Origin of the sequence: Clavibacter sp. A6099, from assembly GCF_021919125.1 — a bacterium.
GTDB classification, from domain to species: Bacteria; Actinomycetota; Actinomycetes; order Actinomycetales; family Microbacteriaceae; genus Clavibacter; species Clavibacter seminis.
In genome coordinates this window covers 2,723,790-2,740,006 of sequence record NZ_CP083439.1, presented here as the reverse complement: position 1 = coordinate 2,740,006, position 16,217 = coordinate 2,723,790, and the positions used below count along the sequence as shown (strand labels likewise).

The window sequence follows — 16,217 nt, the reverse complement described above, 5'->3', positions numbered from 1 at the left end:
ATGGCATCGCGGTGTGCGCTCCGCCCTCCGCCAGGTGAACGCAGGGTGAACCGCATCGGGGAGCGCCGGGGGAGGCGCGGGGATCAGGCGCGGCGGTACTGGACGTCGACCGCGGCGTCGCGGAACGCGGCTCGGCGGTAGAGCGCGAGGGCGGGCGCGTTGTCGGCCTCGACGTAGAGGTCGACCTCGTCGTGGCCGCGCTCGGCGAGCACGTCGAGGCCCGCGGCGAGGAGCGCGGATCCGAGCCCGCGGGCCGCGCGGTCGGGATCCACGCCCAGCACGTACACCTCCGCCTGGTCGCCCTCCACCTTGAGCCAGTGGAAGCCGGCCAGCCGGCCGTCGGCGTCGCGGGCGAGGAGCAGGAGGGCCGGGTCGAACCACGGCTCGGCGACGCGGTCGTCCAGGTCGGCGCGGGTCATGCGGCCCTGCTCGGGGTGGGTCGCGAAGGCGCGCGCGTTGAGCGCGACCCAGTCGTCGGCGTCGTCGGCGGTGAAGGAGGAGAGCGCGAGGCCCGCGGGCATCGGGCGCGCGCCGAGGCCCGTGCGCGCCTCGGCGACCGATGCGCGCAGCTGCAGGAGCTCGCGGGCCCGGTCGAGGCCGGTCGCGGCGGCGAGGGCGCGGGCCGCGGGGTGGTCGCCGTGTGCCCAGACGGAGACGGGGGATCCCGCGGCGTCCGCGAGCACGGCGTCGAGGAGCGCGCGGCCGACGCCGCGGCGTCGGTGGGCAGGATCCACGACGAGCTCGGCCTCGATCCCGCCGTCGCCGCGTGCGACGACGGCCGCGCCGATCGGGCCGTCGTCCTTCCCATCGACGACGAGGAGGGCGGGGCCGTCCTCCGTGCCGAGCGTCAGGCGGGTCTGCTCGTTGAACGGGGCGACGCCGTCGTCCGCGCGGGCGCGGTCGGCGAGGGCGATGGTCCCGCGGACGGCATCGGGGGTGGGCTCGACGCGGGCGACGCGCGCGGCGTCAGGCTCCGGCGGGGGCGGGAACTCGCTCACTGTCCTCCTCGTACACGTTGAAGCGGTAGCCGACGTTGCGCACCGTGCCGATGAGCGACTCGAGGTCGCCGAGCTTGGCCCGCAGGCGCCGCACGTGCACGTCGACCGTGCGCGTGCCTCCGAAGTAGTCGTAGCCCCACACCTCGCTGAGCAGCTGCTCGCGCGTGAAGACCCGCGACGGGTGGCTGGCGAAGAAGCGCAGCAGCTCGAACTCCTTGAAGGTGAGGTCGAGCGGCTTGCCGTGCACCTTGGCGGAGTAGCTGGCCTCGTCGATGACCACGCCGGACGCCTGGATCTTGCTGCCCGTGTGCTCGAGCGCCGCGCGGCCGATGACGAGGCGCACGCGCGCGTCGACCTCGGCGGGGCCGGCGGAGTCGAGGATCACGTCGGTCGCGCCCCAGTCGGCGCTGACCGCCGTGAGGCCGCCCTCGGTGAGCACGAGGATGAGCGGCGTGCCGCCGCCCGTGGTGGTGAGGATCTTGCAGAGCGACTTCGCGCTGGCGAGGTCGCGACGGGCGTCCACGAGCACGAGGTCGGCCGCGGGGGCGTTCACGAGGCTCGCCGCATCCGCCTGGATGTGCCGCGTCCGGTGGCTGAGGAGCCCGAGCGCCGGGAGCACGTCGGTGTCCGCGGACGAGGTCAGGATCAACAGCTGGGCCACAGGGATCCTCCATGGATGAATTCCCCCCATGATACGTGGGGCAGGATTGCGGGGTGACCTCCCCCCTGCGCAGCCTCGTCCCCGTCTGGCTGGCCGCCGCCGTCGGCGCGGTCGTGGTGGCGCTCGCGGTCGGGCCCGCCGCTGCACCGCGGTGGTTCCCGCTCGTGCTCGCCACGTGCGTCGTCGCGACCTTCGTGATCCAGCTGGCGCTGCCCCGCAAGACCGGCTTCGTCGACCGTGCCGTCGGCAGCGTCGTCGGGGCGGTGCTCGTGCTCGCCGCGGCCACCGCCGTCGTGCTCCTCGTGCCCGTCGGCGCCTAGGACGGCCGGTCGGATCCGGCCGCCCGTGGGGTAGATTGGGGCCATGTCGTCGCTGCTTGCTCTGGAACTCTTCTTCACCGGTCTGCTGGTCCTGGCGAGCCTCTCCATCGGCTGGGTCTCGCTCGTCGTGGTCTACAACCTCTTCCGCGGCCAGCGCTGACCGCGCGCCGCATGATCGAGATCCCGACCGGCCTCCCCGCCGAGCTCGTCCCGCTGTCCTGGCTCCTCGGCGTCTGGGAGGGCTCAGGCGTCGTCGAGTACGCGGTCGGCGACGACGTGGTCCGCCGCGAGTTCGGCCAGCGCATCAGCTTCAGCCACGACGGCCTGCCGCACCTCAACTACTCCTCGTACGCGTGGGTCGAGGGCGACGACGGCCCCGTGCCCTTCGTCACCGAGACCGGCTACTGGCGGCTGCGCCGCCGCGTCACGGACGGCGACCCCGGCCCGGCGATGCTGCCGCCCACGGGCGAGCGCCCGTTCACGACGGCCGACGAGGTCGAGACGCTCCGCAACGCGGACGGCGGGTTCGACGTCGAGGTCGCGCTCGTGCATCCGGGTGGGGTCAGCGAGCTCTACGTCGGCCAGGTGAAGAGCGCGCGCATCGACCTCGCGACCGACGCCGTGCTCCGCACCGAGGGAGCCAAGGCGTACACGGGCGCCACCCGGCTCTACGGCCTCGTCGAGCGCGACCTGCTCTGGGCGTGGGACATCGCGGCGCTCGGGCAGCCGCTGCGCACGCACGCCTCCGGGCGGGTGTCGCATGTCGACTGACCCGGATCCCGCCGTCGCCCGCTCGCCCTTCCTCGACCTGCCCGGCGCCGTCGCGGCGGAGGGTCCGGACGCCGGCGTGCCCGCGCACCTCGGGTCCCTCGTGGCGGAGCAGCGCGCGCTCGCCGCGGGCACCGCGATCGTCGACCTCTCGCACCGCGCCGTGCTCTCCGTCACGGGGGAGGACCGGCTCACCTGGCTCGACTCCATCACGAGCCAGTCGCTCCGCGGCCTCGCGCCGGGCGACTCCGCGGAGACCCTCTTCCTCGACCAGAACGGGCGCCTCGAGCACGCGGTCGGCGTGCTCGACGACGGCGTCACCACATGGCTCCTGCTCGGCGCCGGCGACGCGGGGTCGCTGCTCGCGTACCTCCAGCGGATGCGCTTCATGCTCCGGGTCGAGCCCGCCGACCGCACGGCCGAGCTGGCCGTGATCGGCACGCTCGGCGAGCCCGACCTCCCTGTCGCCGCGCCCGCCGGCGTGCCGCTCGTGTGGCGGGATCCGTGGACGCACGTCGTCGCGGGCGGCCACCAGTACGCGGCCTCGGCGCCGCACCCGGCCGAGGGGTGGACCTGGAGCGAGCGCCTCGTGCCGCGGTCCGAGCTGCCGGTCGTCGCCGCGCGCGCCGCGTCCGGCGACCTGCCCGTCGCGGGCGTCCTCGCGGCCGAGGCCCTGCGGATCGCCGCGTGGCGCCCGCGCTTCGCGACAGAGGTCGACGACCGCACCATCCCGCACGAGCTCGACTGGCTGCGCAGCGCCGTGCACCTCAGCAAGGGCTGCTACCGCGGGCAGGAGACGGTCGCCAAGGTGCACAACCTCGGCCGGCCGCCGCGCCGCCTCGTGCTGCTGCAGCTCGACGGATCCGACGCGGTCCTGCCCGGCCCCGGATCCGAGGTGCGGCTCCCCGCCGCCGACGACGGCGCCGCGGGCGAGGTCGTCGGGGCCGTGACGTCGAGCGCGCTGCACCACGAGCTCGGCCCGGTCGCCCTCGCGGTCGTGCGTCGCAACGTGGATCCCGCCCTCCAGCTCGAGGTCGTCGCCGATGACGTCCGCGTGCAGGCGATGCAGGACGTGATCGTGCCCACCGACGCCGGCCGCTCCGCCGACGTCCCGCGCCTCCCGCGGCTCGGTGCGGTCCGCCGCTGAGCGCGCGCGGGAGCGGTCGGCCCGTGCCGCCCGCACCCTGAGGCACCGGGCGGATCCGCGCGCCGCGCTCCTGCGCCTCTGGGGATCCGCGCCCGCCGCCCTGCAGATCGCCGTCGCGGCCACCGGCGGCTGGGCTTTCGCGCACCACGTGCTCGGGCACGACACCCCGCTGCTGGCGACGACCGTCACGATCACGAGCCTCGGCTTCGTCCGCGACGCGCGGCCGGTCCGGGTGCTCGAGACGGCCATCGGCATGACCGTCGGGATCACGCTGAGCGAGGTGCTGCTTCTCGGCATCGGCCGCGGAGCGTGGCAGCTGTTCGTCATCATCCTGGCGACGCTGCTGGTGGCGCGGCTGCTGTCGTCGAACGCCGCCTTCGCGGTCGCCGCCGGCGTGCAGGCCGTGCTCGTCGCGCTCCTGCCCGCCCCGCCGGGCGGGGTGTTCGTCCGCAGCGTCGACGGGCTCGTGGGCGGCGCGGTGGCGCTCCTCGCGACCGCGCTCATCCCGCGGGATCCGAGGCGCCAGGCCGTGCGCGAGGCCCGCCGCGTCTTCTCCGAGTGCTCCTACGCGCTCACGTCGCTCGTCTCCGCGCTGCGGCTCGGCGACGCGACCGCCGCCGACCGTGCGCTCGACCGCCTCCGCCGCACCCAGCCGCTCATCGACGCGTGGAGCGCGGCGGCCGACTCGGCGCTGTCGATCGCGCGGATCTCCCCGTTCCTCCGCCGCCACCTGCCGGAGCTGCGCGCCCAGCGGCGCGTGCTCGACGGCATGGACCTGGCCGTGCGGAACCTGCGCGTCATCTCCCGCCGCATCGACTTCCTCGTGGTCGACGGGGTGCGCCGCCCGGTGCTCGCGGAGCTGCTGGCGACCGTCTCGAACGGCGTGAACCTCCTCGGCCAGAGCCTGTCGGATCCGTCGGCGGCGCCCCTCGCGCAGCAGAACCTCGTGCTCGTCGCCGTGCGGCTGGATCCGCGCGAGCTCATCCCCGGCGCCCCCGTCGGCGAGGTCATGCTCGTGATGCTGCTGCGGCCGCTCCTCGTGGACCTGCAGGTGGCGGCGGGCGTCGACGCGGAGACCGCACGGGCGGCGCTGCCCGAGGTCTGAACGCCCGGCTGGCGACCGGGCCGTCCGCCCACCCGCGACGGCGCCTCCGCCAGCTGTAGAGCATTACCCCGACGATCGTCTGGCGAGGGTTACTGTGCCGGGAGCCGCGCGGTCCACCCGCGGTCGACGGGGCACTCGACAGGGCCATGTCCTGCGTCCTCCGCACCCGACCTCCTCCTCGCACAGCCGACCGGCGTGCCCGAACGACAGGACACCGCATGCGCAGGCCCCGATCGATGCTCATCTCCGCCGCGGCCGCCGTCGCCCTCGTGGTCATGGCATCGCCGGCGCAGCCACCTGCCGCCGCGCACGCCGACGCGGCCTACGCGGTCGAGCCGGCCGCGCCGCGGTTCACGGCGGCGACGGAGGAGGTGACCATCGTGATGGTGGCGCCGCAGGGCATCACGCCCGACTTCTCGCGCGACGACGTGATCACCTCCATGTCCCAGGTCGACGCGTACTACGCGCACGAGACGGACGGGGCCATCCGCGTCCACGTGGCGTCGATCACCGACTGGATCACCCCCGACGACCCCAGCGTCCGCTGCGACGACTTCGACTCGGTCAACGGCTTCGCCCTCCGGGAGTCGGGCTTCGCCCCCGCCGCGGACGCGCACCTCATGGCCGTCACTCCCAGCGCGAACGGATGCCTCCCCAACTCCAACGCGTCGGAGGGCGCGGACGTGAACGAGGGCGGCATCGTCTTCATGAGCAGGAACGACCCGGCCACGTTCGCGCACGAGCTCGGCCACAACATGTCGCTCTACCACGCGTCGAGCGTCCAGTGCCCCACCTGGGACCTCGATGCGTCCCAGGGGGTGCCCGCCGACTGCCACCGCGACGAGTACGGCGACGACAGCGACCTGATGGGCGTCACGCCGCGCACGCTGGTGCCGTTCAGCGCGGGGACCCTCGACCGCCTCGGGCTCATCTCGGACCGCGTCGTCCCCACGTGCGGGGGCGCGCGCCGGATCGACCTGCAGACCATGTCGGCGGGCTTCGGCGCCCAGCGGATCGCCTCGTGGGCCGATCCGGTCGACCCCTCCGTGCAGTACTTCCTTCAGTATCGCGACGCGGTGGACGGCGATGAGTACATGTCGGTCTACCCGTCGCCGTCGAGGGACTACGACGTTCCCGTGTCCGGCGTGCAGGTCTCGCGCACGGACCCGCTGCACCCAGAGGCGGCGTCCACCCTCGTGCGTCCCGATGACGGATCCAGCACGCACCAGCGGCTCGCCGCCGGCGACGTCGTGCCGCTGCAGCACGGCATGTCGGTGAGCGTCGTCGCGATCGACGAGGACGCGCACGTCGCGACGGTCGACGTGACCGTGCCGTGCGGATCCGACGGGCAGACCGTGAAGCCCACGCGGGAGACGGACTCGACGCCGTCGGGAACGGTGATGGACAGCATGACCGCGGCGCCCATGGCCGGGATGACGGAGACGGCCGGGATGACGGGCATGGCGCGCATGCCGGAGATGCCCGGCATGACCGTCATGGACGCCCGGGCGCACATGACCGGCGCGGGCGGGCGCGTCGCCTTCGACACCGCCGCCGTGCTCCGCGCCGGGTAGCGCGAGCCCGCGCACGGTGCCCCGTCGGCGACACCGGCTACGCGCCGCGTGCGGCTCCTGCGTCCGCACCCGGCGCCACCGCGGACCACGGCACCGTCAGCTCCCCGAGACGCCAGCGCGCGTGACCGCCCTCGACCGGCACGCCCGCGTCGCGCATCCGCCGCACCGCGCCCAGCCACTGCTGCCGGGGGCCGTACACGCCGAGCGGGGCGCTGAGGATCCAGCTGCGGTCGAGCAGGGCGAGGACCTCGTGCACGCGCTCGCCGGGGACGTTGCGGTGGATGAGCGCCTTCGGCAGCCGCTCCGCCACGATCGACGGCAGCTCCAGCCCCGCCAGGCGCAAGGAGATCGTGAGGCTCCGCGGCCCGTCCTCGCGCACGTCGATCCAGCTCGCGACCCTGCCGATCTCGTCGCAGGTGCCCTCCACCACGGATCCGCCGGGCGCCAGCCGCGCCGCCATGCGCGCCCACGCGGCCGGCACCTCCGCCTCGTCGTACTGCCGCAGCACGTTGAAGGCGCGGATCACCGTGGCGCGCTCACCGCCCGGCAGCGGCACCTCGAACCCGCCGCGGACGAAGGAGATCCGCTCGCGGGCCTCCGCGTCGGGCCACGTCGCGAGCTGCTCGCGGGCGCGCGCGACGCGTCCCGGCTCGATCTCGATGCCCACGACGCGCACGTCCGGCCGCGTCGCGCGCAGCCGCCGGTGCATCTCGAGCGCCGTGATCCCGCTCGCGCCGTAGCCGAGGTCCACGACGAGCGGCGCGGGAGCGGTGCGCAGGGAGCCGAGGGTCGCGATCCACCTGTCGACGCGCCGGAGGCGGTTCGTGTTGGTCGTCCCGCGCGTCACGGAGCCGACGGGGGAGGCGGCGCCCGGCATGGGTCCAGTCTCCCATCGCTCGATAGGCTTGGGGCATGGCTGAACCCCGCACCCTCGTGCTGCTGCGTCACGGCAACAGCGACTGGAACCAGAAGAACCTGTTCACCGGATGGGTGGACGTCGAGCTGAGCGAGCAGGGCGTCGCGGAGGGCCAGCGCGCCGGCGAGCTCCTCGCCGAGTCCGGCATCCTCCCCGACGTGCTGCACACCTCCGTGCTCATCCGCGCCATCGACACCGCCAACATCGCGCTCAAGCGCGCCGGCCGCTCCTGGATCCCCGTCCAGCGCACGTGGCGCCTCAACGAGCGCCACTACGGCGCGCTGCAGGGCAAGGACAAGGCGCAGACCCTCGCCGAGTACGGCCCCGAGCAGTTCGCCACCTGGCGCCGCTCGTTCGACGTGCCGCCGCCCCCCATCGCCGACGACGACGAGTACTCGCAGTCGGCCGACCCGCGCTACGCCGACCTCGGCGACGCGCTGCCGCGCACGGAGTGCCTCAAGGACGTCATCGAGCGGATGCTGCCCTACTGGGAGTCCGACATCCAGCCCGACCTCGCCTCCGGTCGCACGGTGCTCGTCACGGCGCACGGCAACTCGCTGCGCGCGCTCGTGAAGCACCTCGACGGCATCTCGGACGCGGACATCGCCGAGCTCAACATCCCCACCGGCATCCCGCTCGTGTACCGCCTCGACGAGGACTACCGCCCGATCGTCCCCGGCGGCGAGTACCTCGACCCGGAGGCGGCCGCCGCAGGCGCCGCGGCCGTGGCCGCGCAGGGCTCCAGGAAGTAGACCGCCTGCACGCACGACGAGAGCCCGACCGGATCATCCGGTCGGGCTCTCGTCATCTCACCGCGGCGCGGCGCTGCGGGCCTGCGCACGGCCGGCGGACGCGGGATCAGGCGTCGGCCTGCACCCAGTCGCCGGTCGCGAGGTACTGCACGGTCTTCGCGATGGACACCGCGTGGTCGGCGAAGCGCTCGTGGTAGCGGCTGGCGAGCGTGGAGTCGACCGTGTCGACGGCCGCGCCCTTCCAGGTCTCGCCGAGCACCTTGTCGAAGACGCTGAGGTGCAGCTCGTCGATGCGGTCGTCGTCGTTGCGGATCTCCTCGGCGAGCTTCGGGTCCTCGGTGGTGAGGAGGTCCGTCAGCTTGCGGGCGATCGCGACGTCGAGCTGGCCGAGCTCGAGGAACGTCGGGCGGAGGGACTTCGGGACCACCTTGTCCGGGAAGCGGTAGCGCGACAGCTGCGCGATGTGCTCGGCGAGGTCGCCCATGCGCTCGAGCGACGCGCTGATGCGGAGCGCGCTCACGACGATGCGCAGGTCGCGGGCCACCGGCTGCTGGCGGGCGAGGATGTTGATCGCGAGCTCGTCGAGGCTCGTGGCGAGCTCGTCGATCCGGCGGTCCTGCTCGATGACCGTCTCGGCGAGGCTGACGTTCGACTCGTTGAACGCGCGGGTCGCGTTCTCGATGGAGATGGCGACGAGCGCGGAGATCTCGATGAGACGCTCCTGGACCTCGTGGAGCTCCTGCTGGAACACTTCGCGCATGGGGGACGTCCTTTCAGGCCGCCCCGCTGCGAGGGGCGGGGTGGTTCTCGGGCACGGCGGACCCCGGGTGACGGGCCCACATCCTCCGACTCTGGTCATGCGAGGTTAACGCACGGTGCCGGCGAGCTGAATTCGCGGCCTCGTGGCCCCCGTGGCGGGGCCGGACGGCCGAGACGCCCCGATGCCGTCTCCTAGTGTGGGCGCATGGACACCGGTGCGTTGGTGCTCGTCTGCCTCCTCATCGGATTGGCGGTCGGCGCGGGATTCGTGTGGCTGCTGAACCACGCGGCGGACCGCGGCGACCGCGCCGTCGAGATCACGAACCCGGTCGTCCCCGACGGCGTGGACCAGGTGCTCGAGGCGCTCGAGTCGGCGGGCATCGTGCTCGACCCCTCCAACAACGTGATGAAGGCGTCGCCCGGCGCCATCTCCTCCGGCCTCGTCTTCCACCAGGCGCTCGTCCACCCCGAGCTCGTCTCCATGGTCGACCGCGTGCGCCGGTCCGGCGAGCCCCTCGCCGAGGAGGTGTCGCTCGCGCGCGGCCCCTTCGGCGCGGCCGAGTTCCAGATGCACGTCCGCGTCGCCCGCCTCGGCACCCGCTACGTGCTCCTCCTCGCGCAGGACCGCACCGAGTCGCACCGCCTCGACCAGGTGCGGCGCGACTTCGTGGCGAACATCAGCCACGAGCTCAAGACGCCCATCGGCGCGGTCGGGCTCCTCGCCGAGGCGCTCGACTCGTGCGCCGACGACGCCGTGCAGGTGCGGCGGTTCGCCGCCCGGCTGACCACGGAGTCGGCCCGGCTCGCGCGCATCACGCAGGAGATCATCGAGCTCTCGCGGCTCGAGGCGGCCAACGCGCTGGAGAAGGCGGAGCCCGTCGACGTCGACCACGTCATCAGCGTCGCGCTCGACCAGGTGCGGCTCGGCGCGGAGCTCCGCGGCATCGAGCTCGCCCGGGGCAAGCGGTCGCGCTCGACCGTCTACGGCGACGAGGCCCTGCTCGTCGTGGCCGTGCACAACCTGCTGAGCAACGCGGTCAACTACTCGCCGGACGGGTCGCGCGTCGGCATCGGCGTCATGGTCGACGACGGCGCCGTCGAGGTCGTGGTCACCGACCAGGGCATCGGGATCCCCGAGGACGAGCAGGGCCGGATCTTCGAGCGCTTCTTCCGCGTGGACCAGGCTCGCGCCCGCGACACCGGCGGGACGGGACTCGGGCTCAGCATCGTCAAGCACGTCGTGCAGAATCATGGCGGCGACGTGCGGGTCTGGTCCCGTCCCGGCCGCGGCTCGACCTTCACCATCCGCCTCCCCGAGGCATCGCAGACTCCGGCGCTCGCCGGTACGGACATCGGAGAACCCACGTGACACGCATCATGCTCGTCGAGGACGAGGCGTCGCTCAGCGAGCCGCTCGCCTTCCTGCTCCAGCGCGAGGGATACGAGGTGGACGTCGTCGAGGACGGTCCCGCCGCGGTGGCCTCGTTCGACAAGGACGGCGCCGACCTGATCCTGCTCGACCTCATGCTCCCCGGCCTCCCCGGCACCGAGGTGTGCCGGGAGATCCGCACGCGCTCGGCCGTGCCGATCATCATGCTCACCGCCAAGGACTCCGAGGTGGACATCGTGGTGGGCCTCGAGCTCGGCGCCGACGACTACGTCACGAAGCCGTACTCGACGCGCGAGCTGCTGGCGCGGATCCGCGCGGTGCTCCGCCGCCGCGTCGAGGTCGACGACGAGCCGCTGAACGTGCTCGAGGTCGGCTCCGTGCGCATGGACGTCGAGCGCCACACGGTCGAGGTCGACGGCCGCGAGATCGCGATGCCGCTGAAGGAGTTCGAGCTGCTCGAGCTCCTGCTGCGGAACGCCGGGCGCGTGCTCACGCGCGGCCAGCTCATCGACCGGGTGTGGGGATCCGACTACTTCGGCGACACGAAGACGCTCGACGTGCACATCAAGCGGATCCGCTCCAAGATCGAGCGCGAGCCGTCCGACCCCGTGCTCCTCGTCACCGTCCGCGGGCTGGGCTACCGCTTCGAGGCCTAGGCTGCCGACCGACCGGCCGGCACGACGAAGGCCCCGTCCCTGAGGGGCGGGGCCTTCGCCGTGCGAGGCCGCGAGCGCGACCGGCGGGCTAGTTCGTGCTGTCCCCGAGGCCCTCGTCGCCGTCCGTGGTGCCGGGCGTCGTGGTGACCTTCGTGTCCGGGGTGGATCCGGTCTCGCCGGGGACCAGGTTCGTGTACGTCTCCTGGTCGCCGTTGAGCACGGGCACGTCCATCTCGACGCCCTCGGCGTCGCCGTACTGGATGTAGATCTTGGTGAGCGAGCCCGGCGTCGGGTCGACCGAGTCGAAGGTGATGCGCTGGGAGTCCTCCGCGCCGAACTTCGTGAGTCCGGGGGCCGCCGTGACGGTGCGCGTCTCGCGGTCCGCGCTGCCCTCGGTGAGCTCGTGCTGGAAGGAGACGCGCTGGCTGTCGCCCGAGTTGTTGACCAGCGTGACGACGAGGCTCGCGCCGGCCGCGGATCCGCCCTCGGAGAGGAGGATGGCGTTGCGCACCTCGATGTCGCCGACCGTGGCGTCGAAGCCGTCGCTCGGGAAGTAGGAGATCTGCGTGGCCTGGGGCGTGATGAACGTGCACGACGACGTGCCGACCGCGATCAGGGCCGCGAGGACGATGGACGATGCGGTACGCGCTCTCACGGGACCCTCCGGTTGTCGCGCGGGCCGGCGCCGGGGCGTCCGGAGGCGTCCGCGCTGGATCAGCTGACCCGCTCAGCCTACGGGATCGGGTGGCGGGCGGCGGCCCGCGGGCGCGCGGGACCCGGCTGGTATCCTGAGGGGAAGTCCACAGAACGGGGAACCCATGCTCTTCGAGGTCGGCGAGACCGTCGTGTACCCGCATCACGGGGCGGCGACCATCATCGAGGTGAAGAAGCGCATCATCCGCGGCGAGGAGAAGCTGTACCTGAAGCTCGACGTCAACCAGGGCGGCCTCCAGATCGAGGTGCCCGCGGAGAACGTCGACATGGTCGGCGTCCGCGACGTCATCGGGCGCGAGGGCGTGGAGAGCGTCTTCGCGGTGCTCCGCGCCGAGTTCACCGAGGAGCCCACCAACTGGTCCAGGCGCTACAAGGCGAACCTCGAGAAGCTCGCCTCGGGCGACGTGCTGAAGGTGGCCGAGGTCGTGCGCGACCTGTGGCGTCGCAACCAGGACCGCGGCCTGTCCGCGGGCGAGAAGAGCATGCTGCAGAAGGCCCGCGGGATCCTCGTGGGGGAGCTGGCCCTCGCGGAGAAGACGGACGAGGAGCACGCGTCCACGCTGCTCGACGAGGTCCTCGCCTCCTGACCGCCGGGCGTCCGCGCGCGTCGCCGCCGGTAGCCTGACCGCATGAGCCACGACCCCGTCGTCCCGTCCGCCCCCGCGACCGATGGCGGCGCGACCGGCGGGCCCCGGCTGGGCGTCGTCGTGGTGGCCGCGGGAAGCGGCACGCGGCTCGGGGCCGGGATGCCGAAGGCGCTCGTGGAGGTCGGCGGCGTGACGCTGCTGGCCCGCTCCCTGGCGTCGGTCCTCGGCCTCGCGGAGGAGGCGCACGTCGTCGTCGTCGCGCCGGACACGCACCTGGACGAGACGGCTGCCGTCGTGGACACCGTCGCGGGCGCGGCACGCGGATCCGTGGCGATCGTGGTCGGGGGAGCGACCCGGCAGGGGTCCGTCCGGGCGGGCCTCGCCGCGCTCTCCGGATCCGTCGACACGGTCCTCGTGCACGACGCCGCCCGCGCGCTCACGCCCACCGCCCTCTTCGCCGCCGTGGCGCAGGCCGTCCGCGCGGAGGGCGCCGGCGTCGTCCCCGGCCTCCCCGTCACCGACACCGTGAAGCGCGTGGATCCGGCGGGGGAGTGCCTCGGCACCGTCGACCGCAGCGACCTGGTCGGCGTCCAGACCCCGCAGGGCTTCCCGCGGGCAGCGCTCGACGCCGCGTACGCCCGGGCCGCCGCCGAGCACACGGACGACGCGGCCCTGTTCCAGGCGTCGGGCGGGCGCGTCCGCGTGATCCCCGGCGACGCGCTCGCGTTCAAGGTCACCACCGCGTGGGACCTCCGGCGCGCGGAGGAGCTCGTCGCGCGCTCCGAGGGCGCGGGATCCGCCTCCCGCCTCCGCTCGGGCATCGGCACCGACGTCCACGCGGTCGACCCGGCCCAGCCGCTCTGGCTCGCGGGCCTGCACTGGCCGGGCGAGGCGGGGCTCGCCGGCCACAGCGACGGCGACGCGGTCAGCCACGCGATGTGCGACGCGCTCCTGTCCGCCGCGGGCCTCGGCGACATCGGCGGGATCTTCGGCACCGACGATCCGGAGCTCGACGGCGCGCACGGCGAGGTCTTCCTGCGGCGGACCGCGGAGCTCGTGCGCGACGCCGGCTACCGGGTCGTCAACGTCGCCGTGCAGGTCATGGCCGTGCGCCCGAAGCTGTCGCCGCGGCGGGCGGAGGCCGAGCGGATCCTCTCGGCCGCCGTCGGCGCGCCCGTCTCGCTCGCCGGCACGACCACCGACGGGCTCGGCTTCACAGGTCGCGGCGACGGCGTCGCCGCGGTCGCGACGGCCCTCGTCGAGCGCCTCTGACCGCCTCCTCGCGGGGGCCGTCGACCGCCGTCCCGGCCCGTCATCCGGCGGGGGCCCGGATGCGCGCTGACTAGGATCTCTCTGTGACCCTGCGCCTCCATGACTCCCGGACGCAGTCCCTGCGGGACTTCGTGCCGCTCGTCGACGGCAGGGTCGGCATCTACGTCTGCGGTCCCACCGTTCAGTCGGCGCCGCACATCGGCCACCTGAGGTCCGCGCTCGCGTACGACCAGCTGCGCCGCTGGCTCACCCACCGCGGGCTCGACGTGACGCTCGTGCGCAACGTCACCGACATCGACGACAAGGTCATCGACAACGCCCGCCGCGGCCAGGAGGCCGGCGGCACCGAGGAGTGGTGGGCGCTGGCCTACCGCGTCGAGCTCGAGTTCTCCCGCGCCTACTCGGCCCTCGGGATCCTCCCGCCCAGCTACGAGCCGCGCGCCACCGCGAGCATCGGGGAGATGCAGGAGATCATCCGGCGCCTCGTCGAGCGCGGCCACGCGTACGCGGCCGACGACGCTTCCGGCGACGTGTACTTCGACACCGCCTCCTGGCCCGAGTACGGAGAGCTCACGCGCCAGCGCGCCGCGGACATGGAGGCCGCCGCCGACGCGGATCCGCGCGCCAAGCGCGACGTCCGCGACTTCGCGCTCTGGAAGGGCGCGAAGCCGGGCGAGCCCGCGAGCGCTTCCTGGCCGTCCCCGTGGGGCGCCGGTCGCCCGGGCTGGCACATCGAGTGCTCGGCGATGTCCACGCGCTACCTCGGCGCCGAGTTCGACATCCACGGCGGCGGACTCGACCTCCGCTTCCCGCACCACGAGAACGAGCTCGCGCAGTCGCGGGCCGCGGGCGATCCGTTCGCCAGGTACTGGCTGCACAACGGCCTCGTCGCCGTCGCCGGCCAGAAGATGAGCAAGTCGCTCGGAAACTCGCTCTTCGCCGCCGACCTGCTCGCCTCCGCGAGGCCGGTCGTGGTCCGCTACTTCCTCGGATCCGCGCACTACCGCTCGACCCTCGAGTTCCACGACGGCGCGCTCGCCGAGGCCGAGGCCGCCCTCGACCGCATCGAGACCTTCCTCGACCGCAGCGCGCGCCGCCTCGCCGGCACGCGCTTCCAGGCCGTGCCCGCGGCGACGGACGGCTCGCCCGCCGCCGTGCCCGCCGAGTTCGCCGAGGCCATGGACGACGACCTGAGCGTCCCGCAGGCGCTCGCCGTGCTCCACGACGCCGTCCGCGCGGGCAACGCCGCCCTCGACGCCGGCGACCTCCAGGAGGCCGCGTCGCTGCGCGCGGACGTCTCCGCGATGGTGGCCGTGCTCGGGATCGACCCGCTGGCCGACGAGTGGCGCACCGCCTCCGACCAGCCCGCGCGCCGCGCGCTGCAGGCGCTGGTCGAGCACCGGATCGCCGAACGACAGACCGCGCGGGAGGCCAGGGACTTCGCCCTCGCCGACCGCATCAGACAGGAGCTGGCCGAGGCCGGCATCACGATAGAGGACTCGCCTGGCGGGTCGCATTGGAGCATCGATGGCGAATAAGCCCAGCCGCTCAGGCGCGGTACGGAAGACCAAGAAGGGCCCGCTCAAGGGTTCCGGAGGGCAGGGCAGGCAGGCCCTCGAGGGCAAGAAGCCCACGCCCAAGGCCGAGGACCGGCCGTACCACCCCGCCGGGAAGCGCAAGCTCGCGAAGGATCGCTACGAGGCGGCGTCCGCGGGCGCCAACCGCGGCCGTGACGAGCGCGCCGAGCGCTCGCCCGCACCCCGGTCCGCGGCCCCGCGCGCCCGCGCGACCGACCGGCCCGCCGGGGCCGACGCCCCGCGCGCCCGACGCGCGAAGCAGCAGGACGAGTCCGAGGTCGTCACCGGTCGCAACTCGGTCGTCGAGGCGCTCCGGGCGAAGATCCCCGCGACCGCGCTCTACATCGCCTCGCGCATCGAGTACGACGACCGCGTCAAGGAGGTGCTGTCGCTCGCCACCGGGCGCGGGATCCCCGTGCTCGAGGTCATGCGCCCCGAGCTCGACCGGATCGCCGGCCACGACGCCGTCCACCAGGGCCTGGCTCTCAAGGTGCCGCCGTACGAGTACGCGGACGCCATCGAGCTGCTCGACAAGACCATCTCGCGCGGCCAGCTGCCGCTCCTGGTGGCGCTCGACGGGATCACCGACCCGCGCAACCTCGGGGCGATCATCCGCTCGGTCGCCGCGTTCGGCGGCCACGGCGTGATCGTGCCGCAGCGTCGCTCGGTCGGCCTCACCGCCAGCGCGTGGAAGACCTCGGCCGGTGCCGCGGCGCGCACGCCCGTCGCCATGGCGTCGAACCTCACCCAGACGCTGAAGGCGCTCAAGCAGCGCGGCGTCTTCGTGGTCGGCCTCGACGGCGGCGGCGACATGTCGCTGCACGAGTTCACGCTCGCCGACCGGCCGATCGTGGTCGTCGTCGGATCCGAGGGCAAGGGCCTCTCGCGCCTCGTCACCGAGACCTGCGACACCGTCGTCTCCATCCCGATCGGGGCCTCCACCGAGTCCCTCAACGCCGGCATCGCCGCGAGCGTCACGCTCTACGAGATCGGCAAGCTGCGCGCCGCGAAGCGGAAGTAG

At 73.7% G+C, this 16,217-nt stretch carries 17 protein-coding genes; 12 read left to right on the top strand and 5 right to left on the bottom strand.

What is annotated here, in order from left to right:
• Positions 1–83: 83 nt before the first annotated feature.
• Both mshD and KYT88_RS12940 read right to left on the bottom strand, forming a co-directional pair.
• Positions 84–998, bottom strand: coding sequence for a mycothiol synthase (gene mshD / locus KYT88_RS12945; RefSeq protein ID WP_043586063.1), 915 nt, complete (start codon positions 996–998; stop codon positions 84–86).
• Complete coding sequence (locus KYT88_RS12940) at positions 967–1,659, bottom strand: response regulator transcription factor (RefSeq protein WP_012299972.1); 693 nt, start codon at positions 1,657–1,659, stop codon at positions 967–969. Before KYT88_RS12940 ends, mshD begins: the two co-directional genes overlap by 32 nt.
• 53 nt (positions 1,660–1,712) lie before the next feature.
• Between KYT88_RS12940 and KYT88_RS12935 the strand changes: the two genes are divergently transcribed.
• From KYT88_RS12935 to KYT88_RS12915, 5 genes are all read left to right on the top strand, one after another.
• Entirely contained in the window at positions 1,713–1,979 is a 267-nt protein-coding gene (locus KYT88_RS12935; RefSeq protein ID WP_043586061.1) for a hypothetical protein, read from the top strand.
• A 171-nt stretch (positions 1,980–2,150) separates the two neighbouring features.
• Positions 2,151–2,750, top strand: a complete 600-nt coding sequence (locus tag KYT88_RS12930; protein ID WP_043586059.1) for a heme-binding beta-barrel domain-containing protein — start codon at positions 2,151–2,153, stop codon at positions 2,748–2,750.
• Positions 2,740–3,894 carry a CAF17-like 4Fe-4S cluster assembly/insertion protein YgfZ gene (gene ygfZ / locus KYT88_RS12925; RefSeq protein ID WP_043586058.1) on the top strand — a complete coding sequence of 385 codons (1,155 nt, stop codon included), beginning with the start codon at positions 2,740–2,742 and terminating at the stop codon, positions 3,892–3,894. Before KYT88_RS12930 ends, ygfZ begins: the two co-directional genes overlap by 11 nt.
• Entirely contained in the window at positions 3,878–4,999 is a 1,122-nt protein-coding gene (locus KYT88_RS12920) for an FUSC family protein (RefSeq protein ID WP_043586055.1), read from the top strand. Before ygfZ ends, KYT88_RS12920 begins: the two co-directional genes overlap by 17 nt.
• A gap of 218 nt (positions 5,000–5,217) precedes the next feature.
• Positions 5,218–6,573, top strand: a complete 1,356-nt coding sequence (locus KYT88_RS12915) for a zinc-dependent metalloprotease family protein (RefSeq protein ID WP_162178073.1) — start codon at positions 5,218–5,220, stop codon at positions 6,571–6,573.
• 37 nt (positions 6,574–6,610) lie between these two features.
• Here KYT88_RS12915 and KYT88_RS12910 read toward each other — a convergent pair whose 3' ends face one another.
• A complete protein-coding gene (locus KYT88_RS12910; protein ID WP_043586051.1) occupies positions 6,611–7,450 on the bottom strand; it encodes a class I SAM-dependent methyltransferase in 840 nt (279 codons plus the stop codon).
• 35 nt (positions 7,451–7,485) lie between these two features.
• On the opposite strand from KYT88_RS12910, the gene KYT88_RS12905 reads away from it, so the two are divergent.
• A complete protein-coding gene (locus KYT88_RS12905; RefSeq protein WP_043586049.1) occupies positions 7,486–8,241 on the top strand; it encodes a phosphoglyceromutase in 756 nt (251 codons plus the stop codon).
• Positions 8,242–8,347: 106 nt separating this feature from the next.
• On the opposite strand, the gene phoU is transcribed toward KYT88_RS12905, so the two are convergent.
• Complete coding sequence (phoU, locus tag KYT88_RS12900; protein WP_012039182.1) at positions 8,348–9,001, bottom strand: phosphate signaling complex protein PhoU; 654 nt, start codon at positions 8,999–9,001, stop codon at positions 8,348–8,350.
• Between the two features lie 204 nt (positions 9,002–9,205).
• Here phoU and KYT88_RS12895 point away from each other — a divergent pair, with 204 nt between their 5' ends.
• Complete coding sequence (locus KYT88_RS12895) at positions 9,206–10,369, top strand: sensor histidine kinase (protein ID WP_012039181.1); 1,164 nt, start codon at positions 9,206–9,208, stop codon at positions 10,367–10,369.
• Entirely contained in the window at positions 10,366–11,046 is a 681-nt protein-coding gene (locus KYT88_RS12890; RefSeq protein WP_012039180.1) for a response regulator, read from the top strand. Before KYT88_RS12895 ends, KYT88_RS12890 begins: the two co-directional genes overlap by 4 nt.
• A gap of 88 nt (positions 11,047–11,134) precedes the next feature.
• On the opposite strand, the gene KYT88_RS12885 is transcribed toward KYT88_RS12890, so the two are convergent.
• The gene (locus KYT88_RS12885; protein ID WP_043586046.1) at positions 11,135–11,701 is read right to left on the bottom strand and encodes a hypothetical protein; all 567 of its coding nucleotides are present in this window, start codon (positions 11,699–11,701) and stop codon (positions 11,135–11,137) included.
• Between the two features lie 163 nt (positions 11,702–11,864).
• On the opposite strand from KYT88_RS12885, the gene KYT88_RS12880 reads away from it, so the two are divergent.
• From KYT88_RS12880 to rlmB, 4 genes are all read left to right on the top strand, one after another.
• Positions 11,865–12,347 carry a CarD family transcriptional regulator gene (locus tag KYT88_RS12880; RefSeq protein ID WP_043586044.1) on the top strand — a complete coding sequence of 161 codons (483 nt, stop codon included), beginning with the start codon at positions 11,865–11,867 and terminating at the stop codon, positions 12,345–12,347.
• 42 nt (positions 12,348–12,389) lie between these two features.
• Positions 12,390–13,619 carry a 2-C-methyl-D-erythritol 4-phosphate cytidylyltransferase gene (gene ispD / locus KYT88_RS12875; RefSeq protein ID WP_051629335.1) on the top strand — a complete coding sequence of 410 codons (1,230 nt, stop codon included), beginning with the start codon at positions 12,390–12,392 and terminating at the stop codon, positions 13,617–13,619.
• Between the two features lie 83 nt (positions 13,620–13,702).
• Positions 13,703–15,157, top strand: a complete 1,455-nt coding sequence (cysS, locus tag KYT88_RS12870) for a cysteine--tRNA ligase (RefSeq protein ID WP_043586042.1) — start codon at positions 13,703–13,705, stop codon at positions 15,155–15,157.
• Positions 15,147–16,217, top strand: a complete 1,071-nt coding sequence (gene rlmB / locus KYT88_RS12865) for a 23S rRNA (guanosine(2251)-2'-O)-methyltransferase RlmB (protein ID WP_012039175.1) — start codon at positions 15,147–15,149, stop codon at positions 16,215–16,217. Before cysS ends, rlmB begins: the two co-directional genes overlap by 11 nt.